Source organism: Micromonospora sp. NPDC047620, assembly GCF_043205005.1.
GTDB lineage: Bacteria > Actinomycetota > Actinomycetes > Mycobacteriales > Micromonosporaceae > Micromonospora.
In genome coordinates this window covers 154,025-168,424 of sequence record NZ_JBIDDG010000016.1, presented here as the reverse complement: position 1 = coordinate 168,424, position 14,400 = coordinate 154,025, and the positions used below count along the sequence as shown (strand labels likewise).

Sequence of the window (14,400 nt, the reverse complement as noted above, 5' to 3'; positions counted from 1 at the left end):
CATCCGGGCACCGGCCTCGTCGATCAGGTCGATCGCCTTGTCCGGCAGGAACCGGTCGGAGATGTACCGGTCGGCCAGCGTCGCGGCCGCCACCAAAGCGGCGTCAGTGATCGAGACGCGGTGGTGCGCCTCGTAACGGTCCCGCAGGCCCTTGAGGATCTCGATGGTGTGCGCCAGCGACGGCTCACCCACCTGGATCGGCTGGAAGCGGCGCTCCAACGCGGCGTCCTTCTCCAGGTGCTTGCGGTACTCATCGAGGGTCGTCGCACCGATGGTCTGCAACTCACCACGCGCCAACATCGGCTTGAGAATGCTGGCGGCGTCGATCGCGCCCTCGGCGGCACCCGCACCCACCAGAGTGTGGATCTCGTCGATGAACAGGATGATGTCACCCCGGGTGCGGATCTCCTTGAGCACCTTCTTCAGGCGCTCCTCGAAGTCACCCCGGTAGCGGGAACCAGCGACCAGTGCACCAAGGTCGAGGGTGTAGAGCTGCTTGTCCTTCAGCGTCTCCGGCACCTCACCCTTGATGATCTTCTGGGACAGGCCCTCCACCACAGCCGTCTTACCGACGCCGGGCTCACCGATCAACACCGGGTTGTTCTTCGTACGGCGGGACAGCACCTGCATGACCCGCTCGATTTCCTTCTCCCGCCCGATCACCGGGTCGAGCTTGCCCTCCCGGGCGGCCTGGGTCAGGTTCCGGCCGAACTGATCCAGCACCAGACTGGTCGACGGCGCGGCCTCACCCGGCGCGGTACCCGCCGCAGCCGGCTCCTTGCCCTGGTAACCCGACAGCAACTGGATCACCTGCTGACGGACCCGGTTCAGGTCCGCACCGAGCTTCACCAGCACCTGGGCGGCAACGCCCTCACCCTCACGGATCAGACCCAGCAGGATGTGCTCCGTGCCGATGTAGTTGTGGCCGAGCTGCAACGCCTCACGCAGCGACAGCTCCAACACCTTCTTGGCCCGCGGCGTGAACGGAATATGCCCGCTCGGCGCCTGCTGACCCTGGCCGATGATCTCCTCGACCTGCTGACGGACGCCCTCGAGGGAGATACCGAGGCTCTCCAGGGCCTTTGCCGCGACACCCTCACCCTCATGGATCAGGCCCAGCAGGATGTGCTCCGTACCGATGTAGTTGTGGTTGAGCATCCGGGCCTCTTCCTGGGCCAGGACGACAACCCGTCGCGCTCGGTCGGTGAACCGCTCGAACATGCCCTCGTGCTCCTCACGTGCCGTGCGCCTTGATGGTCAAGATCTTGGCGGGGCCGGTGCGCGGACGTCCGGGACGGGCGTCCGTGCCTACTTACTCTATCGCCGCAGACCGACTCCGCTGAGGTCGTGTGTCCCCGCCGGAGGCCGCGTACGCGTCGTTTTACTCAACCGTCCGCGCTCAGGGGGTGTTCCGCGACCCCCGCCTGTACGCGCAGAGCGAAATTCGGCCACCGCCCGGACCGCGTCCGCAGGCCGGTGCCGGCGCCGACGCGGCCTGCGAACCCGGGCCGCCCAGGAGTCGTCCACAGGCTGTGGACAAATTCTCCACCGGCTGTGGACAACCTCCGTCGGGGCGGAATTCTTCCCGGTCCGGGCGCACCTGTGGGCGGATACGGCGACGCCGGCCCGGAGTCGTGCTCCGGCCCGGCGTCTGTCGCCCGTCGGCGGTCGGGTCAGTGACCGGCCTTGGAGTGGTACTCGTCGACGATCTCCTGCGGGATCCGGCCCCGGTCGGAGATGTCCTTGCCGGCCTTCTTGGCCCAGGCCCGGATCGCCTTGTTCTGCTCCCGGTCGGCGGTGGCGCCGCCCCGGCCGCGCGCGGCCCGGCCACCCACGACGACACCGCCCCGGCCCACCTTGGTGCCGTGGGCGATGTAGGGAGCGAATACGTCACGCAATTTCTCGGCGTTCGAGCTCGACAGGTCGATCTCGTACTGAACGCCGTCGAGCGCGAACTTGACGGTCTCGTCAGCGTCCCCGCCGTCCAGGTCATCGACCAGCTTATGAATGATCTGCTTGGCCACGTCCCACATTCCTTTCAAGCAGGGTGCTCCTGCAAACTTGAGAGCACAATAACCTGTGCGACGCTTGTCGCGTCAATAGGATGCGGTAACGACCCGGTGCGAGTACGCGACTACTCCGGCCGCACGAGGGGGAAGAGGATGGTTTCCCGAATTCCCAGGCCCGTCAGCGCCATCAAGAGCCGGTCGATTCCCATTCCCATACCCCCGGCCGGCGGCATTCCGTACTCCATCGACCGGAGAAAGTCCTCGTCCAGCCGCATCGCCTCGTCGTCGCCGCGGGCCGCGAGCTGCGCCTGGGCCAGCAGCCGCTCCCGCTGCACCACCGGGTCCACCAGCTCCGAGTACGCCGTGCCCAGCTCGAAACCGAGCACGTAGAGGTCCCACTTCTCGGCCAGCCCCGGCTCGCTGCGGTGCGCCCGGGTGAGCGGGCTGGTCTCCTCCGGGTAGTCGCGGACGAAGGTGGGTGCCTGGAGGCCGGGGACGACCAGTTCCTCGAACAGCTCCTCGGCCAGCTTGCCCGGCCCCCACTTCGGGTCGACCGCCAATCCGACCTTGTCGGCGTACTCGACGAGGCGGGCGTGCTCGGTGCGTACCGTGACCTCCTCGCCGAGCGCCTCGGAAAGCACCCCGAAGAGGGTCACCGAGCGCCACTCGCCGCCCAGATCGAACTCCCGGCCGTCGGCGTGGGTCACCACGGTCGAGCCGGCGACCGCGATCGCCGCCTGCTGCACGAGATTGCGGGTCAGCTCCGCCATCGTGTCGTAGTCGCCGTACGCCTGGTATGCCTCGAGCATCGCGAACTCCGGGGAGTGCGAGGAGTCGATGCCCTCATTACGGAAGTTGCGGTTGATCTCGAAGACCCGGTCGACGCCGCCGACGACGGCCCGCTTGAGAAACAGTTCCGGCGCGATTCGCAGATACAGATCGGTGCTCAGCGCATTGCTGTGGGTCACGAATGGCCGGGCCGCCGCGCCGCCGTGCAGCAACTGCAGCATCGGGGTCTCCACCTCGACGAAGTCCCGGTCGTGCAGCGAGTCGCGCAGGCTGCGGACGGTCGCGGCCCGGGTGCGCACCATCTGGCGGGCCTGCGGCCGGACGATCAGGTCGACGTACCGCTGCCGGACCCGCGCCTCCTCGCTCAGCGGCTTGTGCGCCACCGGCAGCGGGCGCAGCGCCTTCGCCGTGACCGCCCACTCGTCGGCCAACACGGACAGCTCGCCCCGGCGGCTGGTGATCACTTCGCCGGTCACCCCGACGTGGTCGCCGAGGTCGACGAGGCGCTTCCAGTCGTCCAGCCGCTCGGCGCCGACCCGGTCCAGCGAGAGCATCGCCTGCAACTCGGTGCCGTCGCCGTCCCTGAGGGTGGCGAAGCAGAGCTTGCCGGTGTTGCGTACGAAGATCACCCGGCCGGTGACCGAGGCGCGGTCGCCGGTGGCGGTGTCGGTGGGGAGCTCGGCGTACTTCTCGCGGATCTCGGCCAGCGTGCTGGTCCGGGGGAATCCGACCGGGTACGGCTCGACGCCCTCGGCGAGCATCCGGTCCCGCTTCTCCCGGCGGACCTTCATCTGCTCGGGAAGGTCGTCGGCGGGATCGACTGGCACGGGAGTCTGCTCGGTCACGGCACGCTTCCTCAGAAGGAGATTTCGGGCGGGGTCAGGCCCCGAGCGTACTCAAGGCGCCAGGGAGGCGTTACGGGATAACCTGCCCGCCATGACCGACCCCACTCACGCCCTGTCGTTCGGTGCGGCGGCGGGCGAATACGACCGGTTCCGGCCCCGCTATCCGGAGGAGGCGGTGCGCTGGGCGCTCGACGGGCTGGGCGCGCCCGCCCGCGTCGTCGACCTGGGCGCCGGGACCGGCATCCTCACCCGCGGGGTGCTCGCCCTCGGACACGAGGTGGTGCCCGTCGAGCCGGACCCCGGGATGCGGGCCCGCCTGGACGCCGTCACGCCGGGCACCACGGCCGTGGCGGGCAGCGCCGAGTCGGCGCCGCTGCCGGACGGCGCGGCCGACGCGGTGCTGGCGGGGCAGGCGTACCACTGGTTCGACCGGGAGCGGGCGCACGCCGAGATCGCCCGGCTGCTCCGGCCCGGTGGCGTCCTCGCGCCGATCTGGAACCTGCGGGACGAGCGGACCGGCTGGGTGGCGGAGCTGACGAAGATCGCCCGGATGGGCGGCAGCGCCGACGACCTGGCCAGCCGGGTCGGCGACTTCGGGCCGGCGTTCGCGCCGGCCGAGCAGGCCGTTTTCGCGCACCGCACCACGCTCACCCCGGACGAGCTGGTCGGGATGGTCCGGACCCGCTCGTACTACCTGACGGCCGACCCGCAACGGCGGCGGGACCTCGACCGGGAACTGCGCGACCTGCTGGACACCCACCCCGACCTGGCCGGGCGGGAGCGCTTCGACCTGCCGTACCGCACGCTCGTCTGCCGCGCCCGGCGGCGCTGAGGCCGGCGGCGGCGCCGGCCCCGGCGGCGCGGGACCGGGGCCGGCGGGTTCAGACGTTGCGCTCGTAGACCATTCGCAGGCCGATCAGAGTGATCATCGGCTCGTGGTGGGTGATCGCGCGGCACTCGTTGATCACCAGGCCGGCGAGCCCGCCGGTGGCGATGACGGCCCGCACCTCGCCCAGCTCCTCGGTCATCCGCTCGACGATCCGGTCGACCTGGCCGGCGAAGCCGAAGTAGAGGCCGGACTGGAGGCACTCGACCGTGTTCTTGCCGATCACCGAGCGCGGCCGGGTGGCCTCCACCTTGCGCAGCTGGGCGGCTCGGGCGGCGAGCGCGTCGAAGGAGATCTCGATGCCCGGCGCGAAGGCGCCGCCGAGGAACTCGCCCCGGTCGCTGATCACGTCGAAGTTGGTGGTGGTGCCGAAGTCCACCACGATCGACGGCCCGCCGTAGAGGGTGTACGCGGCCAGGGTGTTGACCACCCGGTCGGCGCCCACCTCCTTCGGGTTGTCGATGGCGAGCTGCACGCCGGTGCGCACCCCGGGCTCGACGATCACGCTCGGCAGGTCAGCGTAGTAGCGGGACAGCATGGTGCGCAGCGAGCGCAGCGCGGCCGGCACGGTGGAGCAGGCCGCGACCCCGGTGATCTCGACCGCGTCCCCGGCGAGCAGGCCCCGGAACTTCAGGCCCAGCTCGTCCGCCGTCGACCGCGCATCGGTCTTGATCCGCCAGGAGTGCACCAGCTTGTCGCCGTCGAAGGTCGCCAGCACGGTGTTGGTGTTTCCGATGTCGATGCAGAGCAGCACGCACGAAGCCTAGACAACGACCAGCCGCCGGTTCACTCGGTGCGCAGGTCCATGGCGATGTCGAGGATCGGCGAGGAGTGGGTCAAGGCGCCCACCGACAGGAAGTCGACGCCGGTCGCCGCGTACCGCGCCGCGACGTCGAGGGTCAGCCCGCCGGTCGCCTCCAGCTCCGCCCGGTCCCCCACGGCGGCAACCACCTCGGTGAGCATCTCCGGGGTCATGTTGTCCAGCAGCAGGAAGTCCGCCCCGGCCTCGACGGCCTCCACCGCCTCGGCCACCGTGTCCACCTCGACTTGCACCGGCACGTCCGGGAAGGTCTCCCGGACCCGGCGGAAGGCCGCCGTGATCCCGCCCGCCGCCAGCTTGTGGTTGTCCTTGATCATCGCGACGTCGTGCAGGCCCATCCGCTTGTTCGTGCCGCCCCCGGCGCGGACCGCGTACTTCTCCAGGGCGCGCAGGCCGGGGGTGGTCTTGCGGGTGTCCAGCACCAGCGCCTTCGTGCCGGCCAGCGCGTCCGCCCAGGCCCGGGTGTGGGTGGCCACCCCGGACATCCGGCAGAGCAGGTTGAGCGCCGTCCGCTCGGCGGTCAGCAGCAGCCGGGTCGGGCCGGTCATCGTGGCCAGCACGTCGCCGCGCGCCACCCGCGCGCCGTCGTGGGCGACCACCGACACCTCGACCGTACGGCCGGCGCCGGTCACCTCGCCGACCAACTCGAACACGGCCGCTGCCACGGCCAGCCCGGCCACCACGCCGTCGGCGCGGGCCACCAGGGCGGCCGTGTCGGTCTGCCCGGCGGGGATGGTGGCAACACTCGTGACGTCGAGGTAGTCGGGCCCCAGGTCCTCGGCGAGCGCGTTCCCGATCACCCGCCGCACCTGCGCCGGGTCCAGGCCGGCGTCCCGCAACGCCCGCTCCGTCGACTCCGTCATCGAATCCCCTCCCACTGAGACGTCAACCGGCCCTGCGCCCCGACCGCGCCGACGAGGTGGCCGAGCCACCGCTCGTCGGCCGTCGGGAAGTCCTCCCGCCAGTGGCAGCCCCGGGTCTCCCGGCGTGCGTACGCGGCGGCGACCAGCGCCGACGCCACGGTGATCAGGTTCGTCGCCTCCCAGTCGGCCGTCCGGGGCCGGCCCCGGCCCGTGCCGAGCCCGGTCAGCGCGTCGGCGGTCCCCGCGAGGGTCTGCGCCGAGCGGAGCACGCCCGCGCCCCGGGTCATCGCCCGTTGCATGGTCGGCGTCGCCTCGGCCGGCACCACCCAGCCCTCGCCGCCGACCCAGGCGCCGGTCGATGCCGGCTGGGCCTGCTCCGGCAGCCCGACGGCGACGTCCTCGGCGATCCGCCGGGAGAACACCAGCCCCTCCAGCAGGGAGTTGCTGGCCAGCCGGTTCGCGCCGTGCACGCCCGTGCAGGCGACCTCGCCGCAGGCGTACAGGCCGGGGATGGAGGTGCGGCCGCGCAGGTCGGTGCGGACGCCGCCGGAGGCGTAGTGGGCGGCCGGGGCCACCGGGATCAGGTCGGCCGCCGGGTCGACCCCGATGGCCAGGCAGGACGCGACGATGGTCGGGAAGCGCCGGGCCAGGAAGTCGCCGCCCAGGTGCCGGGCGTCGAGGAAGACGTGGTCCGCGCCGGTGGCCAGCAGCACCCGGTGGATGCCCTTGGCCACCACGTCCCGGGGTGCCAGCTCGGCCAGCTCGTGCTGCCCGACCATGAACCGCTTGCCGTCGCCGTCGACCAGGTGGGCGCCCTCGCCGCGCAGGGCCTCGGAGACGAGCGGCTGCTGGGCGTGCCCGGCGCCCGGCACGCCCGCACCGGCCGGGGTGATCAGCGCGGTCGGGTGGAACTGGACGAACTCCACGTCGGTCACCGCCGCGCCGGCGCGCATCGCCAGCGCCACCCCGTCCCCGGTCGAGACGGCCGGGTTGGTGGTGGCCGCGTAGATCTGGCCCATCCCGCCGGTGGCCAGGACGACCGCCCGGGCCAGGATGGCCCCCACCCCGTCCTCGCTGCCCTCGCCGAGCACGTGCAGGGTGATGCCGCAGGCCGCGCCGAGCCCGCCCGGGCCGTCGCCGGGCGCGCGCAGCAGGTCCAGCACCAGGGCGTGCTCGACCAGCCGGATCCACGGGTCGCGGCGGACGGCGGCGTGCAGGGCCCGCTGGACCTCGGCCCCGGTGGCGTCGCCGCCGGCGTGCACGATCCGGTCCGCCCGGTGCCCGCCCTCGCGGGTGAGCATCAGCGAGCCGTCCGGGTTGCGGTCGAACTCCGCCCCGATCCGCATCAGCTCGCGCAGCCGGGTCGGGCCCTCCTCGACCAGCACCCGCACCGCCGCCGGGTCGCAGAGCCCGACGCCGGCGATCTCCGTGTCCGAGGCGTGCGCGGCCGGGGTGTCGTGCGGGTCGAGCACGGCGGCGATGCCGCCCTGCGCCCAGCGGGTCGAACCCTCGTCGATGTTGACCTTCGTGACCACGGTGACGTGCAGGCCCGCCTCCCGCAGGTGCAGCGCGGCGGTGAGCCCCGCCACCCCGGAGCCGACCACGATCACGTCGGTGGTCTCCACCCAGCCGGGCGCGGGGGCGGCCAGCAGTCGGGGCAGCGCCGGCAGGTCCACGGTCGGAAGGTCCATGCCCACAGTCAACCCGAAGGGCCCTCGCGGGGGGCGGCGGGGGCGGGACGAGTGGTTCGGACCATCGCGTCCCCACTCCGGGTCGCCGTCGCTTCCGGCAGGCCCGGCGAAGGCCCCACCCGTCCGGAACCCGGGCGCTACCTCGTCCGGACCGGCAGGGCGGCCGGGCCCGCGCCCCTCAGGGAGCCGGTCACCGTACGGTCGTCGAGCCACAGGTAGCAGCGGACGCCGCGGTCGCCGACGCGCCAGCGCCCCGCCCCCGGCGGTCGCACCACCACCCCGCTGCGGAAGCGCAGGTCCGCGTCGTCGGGCACCCCCACGTAGCGGCCCAACACAGAGCGGCAGCCGGCGTAGAGCGGGGCCCAGTCGGCGGCCCGGGTCGGGTACGGGCGGTCCGGTGCCCGCCACACCCCGACGAACTCGGCGTCGTGCCGGGTGGCGCAGTCGACGGAAAGCAGCGTCCGCACCGCCCCGCCGCCGGCCCGCGTCTGCTGGCAGGCCAGCCGTAGCGGCGACGGCCCGCGCAGCGCGTCCCGCAGGCTGCCGGAGCGGGTGACCACCGTGGCGGCGGCCTCGACGCTGCTCACCTCGGTCAGGTCGCACCGGTACCAGCGGGAGCCGGCCGCCCAGCCGGGCCCGGACGGCAGGGCCACCGCCAGCCGGAGCCGCCCGGCCCGCCAGTCGTCGCCGACGTGCCCGGTGGCGCGGGCGTCGCAGTCGGCGAACGCGCCCCGCAGTTCGGCCGAGCCGCCCGGCGGCGGGGTGGCCCGCTCGGCCGGGAAGGCGCCCACGTGCACGGTCTCGACCCGGTGCGGCGCGGCACAGTCCACCGGCGCGTACGCCGCCAGGGTCACCACGTCGGTGAAGTCGGCGGCCTGGCAGACGCCGGCGGCCGGGGTGAACGGGCCGGGCGCGGGCAGGGCCGCCCAGTCGTCGGCCAGGTCACCGTCCAGCCCGGCGGAGCCGGCGCAGCCGACCAGGAGGACTGCCGCGCTCACGGCCGCGAGCAGGGTGGTGATCGAACGGCGCATCGCGGCCTCCCCCAGCCACCGCGTCTCCCCGACGGGCACCCAGACTACCCAGCGCCACCCCCCGGCAACAGACCGCGCTCCCACCCCTCCTCACCCCTTGTGCGCCGCGATCTTGCAGTTACCGCCCCGACAAATGGGACTGACGGCGACAAAAGCCGGGCCGAAAGTGCAAGATCGCGGGGCGGAGGGCGGGGAGGGCGGGAGGGGGCGGGTCAGACGGTGGCGTAGGGGTTGGGGATGGGGGTGCCGGCGGTGCCGGGGGCGGCGGTGGTGGGGTCGGTGTTCAGCTCGACGATCCGGTTGTCGGCGTCGACGTGCACGACCCTCGGCCGATAGGCCCGGGACTCGGCGTCGTCCATCTGCCCGTACGAGATGAGGATGACCAGGTCACCCGGGTGCACCAGGTGAGCGGCGGCACCGTTGATGCCGATCACGCCGCTGCCCCGCTCGCCCGGGATCACGTACGTCTCCAACCGGGCCCCGTTGGTGATGTCCACGATCGCCACCTGCTCGCCCGGGATCAGGTCGGCGGCGTCGAGCAGGTCCTCGTCGACGGTCACCGAACCGACGTAGTGCAGGTCGGCCTGGGTCACCGTGGCCCGGTGGATCTTCGACTTGAGCATGGTGCGCAGCATCGGGATGCCTTTCGCGGAAGCGTGGTGGGATCGGGTTCAGGAGCGGGGGGCGAGCCGGATCGCCGCGTTGTCGATCAGCCGGGTGCCGCCCACCCAGGCGGCGACGAGCAGCCGTGCCGGACCGGACACCGGCCCCGGCTCCAGGTCCGGGTCGGTGAGCACCAGGTAGTCGAGCCGCGCGCCGGGCGTACCGGCACCGAAGGCGGCGTGCGCGGCGGCGAGCACGGCCCCCGCGTCACCGCCCGCGTCGGCGGCCTCGGCACCGGCCCGCAGCGCCGCCGACAGGCTCAACGCGGCCTCCCGCTCGGCCGGGGAGAGGTAGCGGTTGCGGCTGGACAGGGCGAGCCCGTCGGGCTCCCGCACGGTGGGCACACCGACCACCTCGACCGGCACGTCGAGATCCCGGGCCATCCGCCGCACCAGGGTGAGCTGCTGGTAGTCCTTCTCGCCGAAGAACGCCAGGTCGGGGCGGGTGAGCTGAAGCAGCTTCAGCACCACCGTCAGCACCCCGTGGAAAAACCCGGGGCGGCTCTGCCCCTCCAGGTCCTCGCCGAGCGGACCCGGGTTGACCCGGACGCGGGGCTGGCCGTCCGGGTACATGTCCGCCACCGACGGGGCGAACACCACGTCGGCACCCGCCCGCCGGCAGATCTCCAGGTCGGCGTCGAGGGTGCGCGGGTAACGGTCGAAGTCCTCGTTCGGCCCGAACTGGAGCGGGTTGACGAAGATCGTGACGAGCACGTGGTCGGCCCGCTCCCGGGCCGCCCGCAGCAGCGTCTCGTGCCCGGAGTGCAGAGCACCCATGGTCATCACGACGCCGACGGTGCCCTTGAGCCCGTCCCGCGCCGCGGCCAGCTCGGCGCGGGTGTGCACCAACTCCGTCACGCGGTCCCCTCCGTCCACCGTCGGCCCGTTCACGCGGCCACCTCCCGCCGGGTCCCGGCCAGCACGCCGAGCAGCGACTCCGCGTCGACCGGGCGGAGCCGGCCGGCGGCGATGGCCCGGTCGGCCGTACGCCGGGCCAGGGCCAGGTAGGGCGCGACCGACTCGGGTGCGGTGGCGGCGAGCCGGGCCAGGTGCCGCTCGACCGTGCCGGCGTCGCCCCGGGACACCGGCCCGGTCAGCGCGTCGTCGCCGAGGCGCAGCGCGTTCTCCAGGGCGGCCCGCAGCAGCGGGGCGAGCACCTTCTCCGGCTGGGCCACCCCGGCGTCGCGCAGCCGGTCGGCCGCCTCGTTGACCAGGGTCACCAGGTGGTTGGCGCCGTGCGCCAGCGCCGCGTGGTAGAGCGGCCGGTCGGCCTCGCCGACCCACTCCGGCACGCCACCGAGGTCGGCGACCAGCCGGGCGGCCAGGGGGCGCAGCTCCGCCGGGGCCGTCACGCCGTACGAGATGCCGGCCAGCCGGGCGAGGTCGTCCGGCGTACCGGTGAAGGTCATGGCGGGGTGCAGGGCGAGCGGCCGGGCGCCCGCCGCGACGGCGGGGGCGAGCACGGCCAACCCGTGCGCGCCGGAGACGTGCGCCACGACCTGGCCGGGACGCAGCGCGCCGCTGTCGGCCAGGTCGGTGACGACCCCGGCGAGCGCGTCGTCCGGCACGGCGAGCAGCAGCAGGTCGGTGGCCGCGCGGGCCACGGCGGCGGCGGAGCGGCGGGGCACCCGGGGCAGCAGCAGCGCCAGCCGGGCCCGGGAGGCGCCGGAGCCGCCGGAGGCGGCGGCCACCCGGTGGCCGGCGGCGACGAGCGCGGCGCCCAGCGCCGTGCCGACCCGGCCGGCGCCGACGACGCCGACGGTGAGCGTGCGCGGGAAGGAGAGCGGGGCGCCGGATGTGGCGCCGCCCGACGGTACGGCGGCCGTACGCGGGGTGGCCGCCTGCGGGCGCAGCGGTGCGCTCATGGCAACGATCCAGTCCTCGGAGGGGGTACCGGTCGATCGCAAGTATGCGCCGCCGTGACGGAGCCGAAACAGGGTCTGTGAAAACCTTCACCGGGTGGTGCGCGGGGGCGTTCCCGGCGGCGCGGGCGGCCGGCTGCGGCTACAGTGCCGCCTGTGACGGAGCGGGTCGTGGTGGACGAAATCGGGATCCGGACGGAGGACGCCCGGCACAGCTTCGGCTGGCCCTGGTCGGAGATCCAACACGTCTCGGTCGCCGCCCTGCCCCCCGAGGAGCACCGGTTCCTGTACTTCGAGGTCACCCACGTGTCGGGCGAGTTCATGGAGGTCGGCGAGACGGTCGACGGGTTCCGGGAGGCGGTGGGCGTCATCTCCGCCCGCGCCGGGCGGGCGGCCCCCGACCTCGACGCGCTCCGACCGTCCGACCCCGTGCTGGAGATCTGGTCGTCCACGCGGGACGAGGGATGAACTGATGCCGGTCCGCTGGCGGGACGCCATGGACCGGGCGCTCTACGGGCCGGGCGGGTTCTTCGTCTCCGGCTCCGGCCCGGCCGACCACTTCCGCACCAGCGTGCACGCGTCCCCCGCCTTCGCCGCCGCGCTGCTGCGGCTCGTCGAGCAGGTCGACGCCGCCCTCGACCACCCCCCTGTCCTCTCCGTCGTCGACGTGGGAGCCGGCCGGGGCGAGTTGCTGCGCGCGCTCTCCGCCGCCCTGGGGGTTGCCGGGGAGCCCGCCGGCTCCGGGCGGTCAGGCTTGATCCCTCCGCGGGCGGGCTCCCCGGCAACCCCGACTCCCTCGGCCGCCGCCCGGCCCTCGCCCTCGTCCGGCCCGCCGTCCGCCGGTCCCGCCCCGTCCGCGCCGGTTGCGCTCGCCCGTCGGGTACGCCTCACCGCCGTCGAACTTGCCCCGCGCCCCGAGGACCTGCCCGGACAGATCGACTGGAGGAGCGACATCCCTGAGGGCATCACCGGGGTGCTCGTGGCAACCGAGTGGCTGGACAACGTCCCCTTGGACGTTGCCGTCCCCGCCGACGACGGATGGCGCTACCTCCTGGTTGACCCCACCTCCGGTGCGGAGGCCCTGGGTGATCCGGTCAGCCCGGACGACGCCGCCTGGCTGACCACGTGGTGGCCGCTGCCGGCGGAAGATGCCCCGGGCTTCCTGCCTCGGACCGTGACGGACGGTCGGGGCTCGACCGGGTCGGGGTTCCGGGCAGCCCGATCGGCGGAGGGATCAAGCCTGACCGCCCGGAGCCGGTCGGGCCGCCCGGAACCCCCTACGGCAGGGAGAGCCGAGATCGGCCGGACGCGTGACGAGGCCTGGGCGGACGCCGTGCGCCACGTCGGCCGGGGGCTGGCGTTGGCCGTGGACTACGGACACCTGCGAGGCGGCCGGCCCGTGGACGGGACGTTGACCGGGTACCGGGCTGGGCGGCAGGTGCCGCCGGTGCCCGACGGGACCTGCGACATCACCGCACACGTCGCCGTCGACTCCGTCGCCTCCGCCGGTGAGCGGGTCGCCCGGTGCGCGTACGACCTGGTGTCGCAGCGGGAGGCGCTGCGGGCGCTCGGGGCCGACGGCGGGCGACCGGCACTGAGCCTGGCCGCCAGCGACCCGGTCGGGTACGTGCGGGCACTCGCGGCCGCCTCGGCCGTGACGGAGCTGACCGACCCGGCCGGGCTGGGCGGGCACTGGTGGCTGCGGCAACCGGTCGGCGTCGACCCCGAGCGGTTCATGGCACGATGACGGACATGACCACGGACGCCGGCGACCTCCGCGAGCTGACCGTCGGCACCGGAGCGGGCCTGGTGGCGGGCACCGGCGGGGAGCAGCTCGGCACCGACATGGTGCTCAACATCGGGCCGCAGCACCCCTCCACCCACGGCGTGCTCCGGCTGAGGCTGGTGCTCGACGGCGAGCGCGTGGTGGCCTGCGAGCCGATCGTCGGCTACATGCACCGGGGCGCGGAGAAGCTCTTCGAGGTCCGCGACTACCGGCAGATCATCGTGCTGGCCAACCGGCACGACTGGCTCTCGGCCTTCTCCAACGAGCTGGGCGTGGTGCTCGCCGTGGAGCGGCTGATGGGCATGGAGGTGCCGGAACGGGCCACCTGGCTGCGGATGGCCCTCGCGGAGCTGAACCGGGTGCTCAACCACCTGATGTTCCTCGGCTCCTACCCACTGGAGATCGGCGCGATCACGCCGATGTTCTACGCGTTCCGCGAGCGGGAGACCATCCAGGCGGTGATGGAGGAGGTCTCCGGCGGCCGGATCCACTACATGTTCAACCGGGTGGGCGGCCTCAAGGAGGAGGTGCCGTCCGGCTGGACCGGCCGGGCGCGGGCCGCCATCGCCGAGGTCCGCGGGCGCATGCCGGACCTGGACAACCTGATCCGGCGCAACGAGATCTTCCTGGCCCGCACGGTCGGCGTCGGCGTGCTCACGGCGGCGGACGCCGCCGCGTTCGGCGCGTCCGGGCCGGTCGCCCGGGCCTCCGGCCTCGACCTCGACCTGCGCCGCGACGAGCCCTACCTGGCCTACGGCCAGTTGGACGTGCCGGTGGTGACGAAGACCGCCGGGGACTGCCACGCCCGCTTCGAGGTGCTGCTCGACCAGGTGTACGCCTCGCTCGACCTCGCCGAGCAGTGCCTGGACCGGGTGGACCGGCTCACCGGGCCGGTCAACACCCGGCTGCCGAAGGTGCTCAAGGCGCCCGAGGGGCACACCTACGCGTGGACCGAGAACCCGCTCGGCATCAACGGCTACTACCTGGTCTCCCGGGGCGAGAAGACCCCGTGGCGGCTCAAGCTGCGCACCGCGTCGTACGCGAACGTGCAGGCACTGGCCACCCTGCTCCCCGGCTGCCTGGTGTCGGACCTGATCGCCATCCTCGGCTCGATGTTCTTCGTGGTCGGCGACATCGACAAGTGACCGGCGCGGCC

14 protein-coding genes are annotated in these 14,400 nt (G+C 73.5%); 4 read left to right on the top strand and 10 right to left on the bottom strand.

The genetic code is table 11. From position 1 onward, the window contains the following. The 3 genes from ACGF5C_RS21430 to lysS form a co-directional block, all read right to left on the bottom strand. Positions 1–1,221, bottom strand: a 1,221-nt coding sequence (locus ACGF5C_RS21430) for a Clp protease N-terminal domain-containing protein (RefSeq protein ID WP_393304061.1), incomplete at its 3' end; no start/stop codon positions are given. A 452-nt stretch (positions 1,222–1,673) separates the two neighbouring features. Further along, entirely contained in the window at positions 1,674–2,024 is a 351-nt protein-coding gene (locus ACGF5C_RS21425) for an Lsr2 family protein (RefSeq protein WP_342672168.1), read from the bottom strand. A 110-nt stretch (positions 2,025–2,134) separates the two neighbouring features. Next, complete coding sequence (gene lysS, locus ACGF5C_RS21420; protein WP_393304059.1) at positions 2,135–3,643, bottom strand: lysine--tRNA ligase; 1,509 nt, start codon at positions 3,641–3,643, stop codon at positions 2,135–2,137. A 91-nt stretch (positions 3,644–3,734) separates the two neighbouring features. Here lysS and ACGF5C_RS21415 point away from each other — a divergent pair, with 91 nt between their 5' ends. Further along, on the top strand, positions 3,735–4,475 hold the full coding sequence (locus ACGF5C_RS21415; RefSeq protein WP_393304057.1) for a class I SAM-dependent methyltransferase: 741 nt from the start codon (positions 3,735–3,737) through the stop codon (positions 4,473–4,475). A gap of 49 nt (positions 4,476–4,524) precedes the next feature. Here the strand turns inward: ACGF5C_RS21415 and ACGF5C_RS21410 are convergent, their stop codons facing one another. The 7 genes from ACGF5C_RS21410 to ACGF5C_RS21380 all read right to left on the bottom strand — a co-directional run bounded on the left by ACGF5C_RS21410 (position 4,525) and on the right by ACGF5C_RS21380 (position 11,461). Continuing rightward, the gene (locus tag ACGF5C_RS21410) at positions 4,525–5,283 is read right to left on the bottom strand and encodes a type III pantothenate kinase (protein WP_393304055.1); all 759 of its coding nucleotides are present in this window, start codon (positions 5,281–5,283) and stop codon (positions 4,525–4,527) included. 32 nt (positions 5,284–5,315) lie between these two features. After that, on the bottom strand, positions 5,316–6,212 hold the full coding sequence (nadC, locus tag ACGF5C_RS21405) for a carboxylating nicotinate-nucleotide diphosphorylase (RefSeq protein ID WP_393304054.1): 897 nt from the start codon (positions 6,210–6,212) through the stop codon (positions 5,316–5,318). Beyond that, positions 6,209–7,903 carry an L-aspartate oxidase gene (locus tag ACGF5C_RS21400; protein ID WP_393304052.1) on the bottom strand — a complete coding sequence of 565 codons (1,695 nt, stop codon included), beginning with the start codon at positions 7,901–7,903 and terminating at the stop codon, positions 6,209–6,211. Before ACGF5C_RS21400 ends, nadC begins: the two co-directional genes overlap by 4 nt. Positions 7,904–8,040: 137 nt before the next feature. After that, positions 8,041–8,934 carry a septum formation family protein gene (locus ACGF5C_RS21395; RefSeq protein WP_393304050.1) on the bottom strand — a complete coding sequence of 298 codons (894 nt, stop codon included), beginning with the start codon at positions 8,932–8,934 and terminating at the stop codon, positions 8,041–8,043. A 212-nt stretch (positions 8,935–9,146) separates the two neighbouring features. Beyond that, complete coding sequence (gene panD / locus ACGF5C_RS21390; RefSeq protein ID WP_393304048.1) at positions 9,147–9,569, bottom strand: aspartate 1-decarboxylase; 423 nt, start codon at positions 9,567–9,569, stop codon at positions 9,147–9,149. 36 nt (positions 9,570–9,605) lie between these two features. Beyond that, positions 9,606–10,454 carry a pantoate--beta-alanine ligase gene (gene panC / locus ACGF5C_RS21385; RefSeq protein WP_393304046.1) on the bottom strand — a complete coding sequence of 283 codons (849 nt, stop codon included), beginning with the start codon at positions 10,452–10,454 and terminating at the stop codon, positions 9,606–9,608. Positions 10,455–10,483: 29 nt separating this feature from the next. Further along, positions 10,484–11,461, bottom strand: a complete 978-nt coding sequence (locus tag ACGF5C_RS21380) for a Rossmann-like and DUF2520 domain-containing protein (protein ID WP_393304044.1) — start codon at positions 11,459–11,461, stop codon at positions 10,484–10,486. 153 nt (positions 11,462–11,614) lie between these two features. On the opposite strand from ACGF5C_RS21380, the gene ACGF5C_RS21375 reads away from it, so the two are divergent. Genes ACGF5C_RS21375 through ACGF5C_RS21365 form a run of 3 tightly spaced genes read left to right on the top strand, consistent with a single transcriptional unit; the run spans position 11,615 to position 14,389 of the window. Continuing rightward, positions 11,615–11,926: a hypothetical protein gene (locus ACGF5C_RS21375; RefSeq protein WP_393304042.1), complete on the top strand. Its 312-nt coding sequence runs from the start codon at positions 11,615–11,617 to the stop codon at positions 11,924–11,926. A 4-nt stretch (positions 11,927–11,930) separates the two neighbouring features. Continuing rightward, complete coding sequence (locus ACGF5C_RS21370) at positions 11,931–13,205, top strand: SAM-dependent methyltransferase (RefSeq protein WP_393304040.1); 1,275 nt, start codon at positions 11,931–11,933, stop codon at positions 13,203–13,205. Then, entirely contained in the window at positions 13,202–14,389 is a 1,188-nt protein-coding gene (locus ACGF5C_RS21365; RefSeq protein WP_393304039.1) for an NADH-quinone oxidoreductase subunit D, read from the top strand. The genes ACGF5C_RS21370 and ACGF5C_RS21365 overlap by 4 nt, the downstream gene beginning before the upstream one ends. The last annotated feature ends 11 nt before the right edge of the window (positions 14,390–14,400 follow it).

Coding starts and splice junctions, on each gene's coding strand:
- ACGF5C_RS21415 (WP_393304057.1), top strand. CDS start 3,735: ATGACCGACCCCACTCACGCCCTGTCGTTCGGTGCGGCGGCGGGCGAA.
- nadC (WP_393304054.1), bottom strand. CDS start 6,212: ATGACGGAGTCGACGGAGCGGGCGTTGCGGGACGCCGGCCTGGACCCG.
- ACGF5C_RS21400 (WP_393304052.1), bottom strand. CDS start 7,903: ATGGACCTTCCGACCGTGGACCTGCCGGCGCTGCCCCGACTGCTGGCC.
- ACGF5C_RS21395 (WP_393304050.1), bottom strand. CDS start 8,934: ATGCGCCGTTCGATCACCACCCTGCTCGCGGCCGTGAGCGCGGCAGTC.
- panD (WP_393304048.1), bottom strand. CDS start 9,569: ATGCTGCGCACCATGCTCAAGTCGAAGATCCACCGGGCCACGGTGACC.
- ACGF5C_RS21380 (WP_393304044.1), bottom strand. CDS start 11,461: ATGAGCGCACCGCTGCGCCCGCAGGCGGCCACCCCGCGTACGGCCGCC.
- ACGF5C_RS21370 (WP_393304040.1), top strand. CDS start 11,931: ATGCCGGTCCGCTGGCGGGACGCCATGGACCGGGCGCTCTACGGGCCG.
- ACGF5C_RS21365 (WP_393304039.1), top strand. CDS start 13,202: ATGACGGACATGACCACGGACGCCGGCGACCTCCGCGAGCTGACCGTC.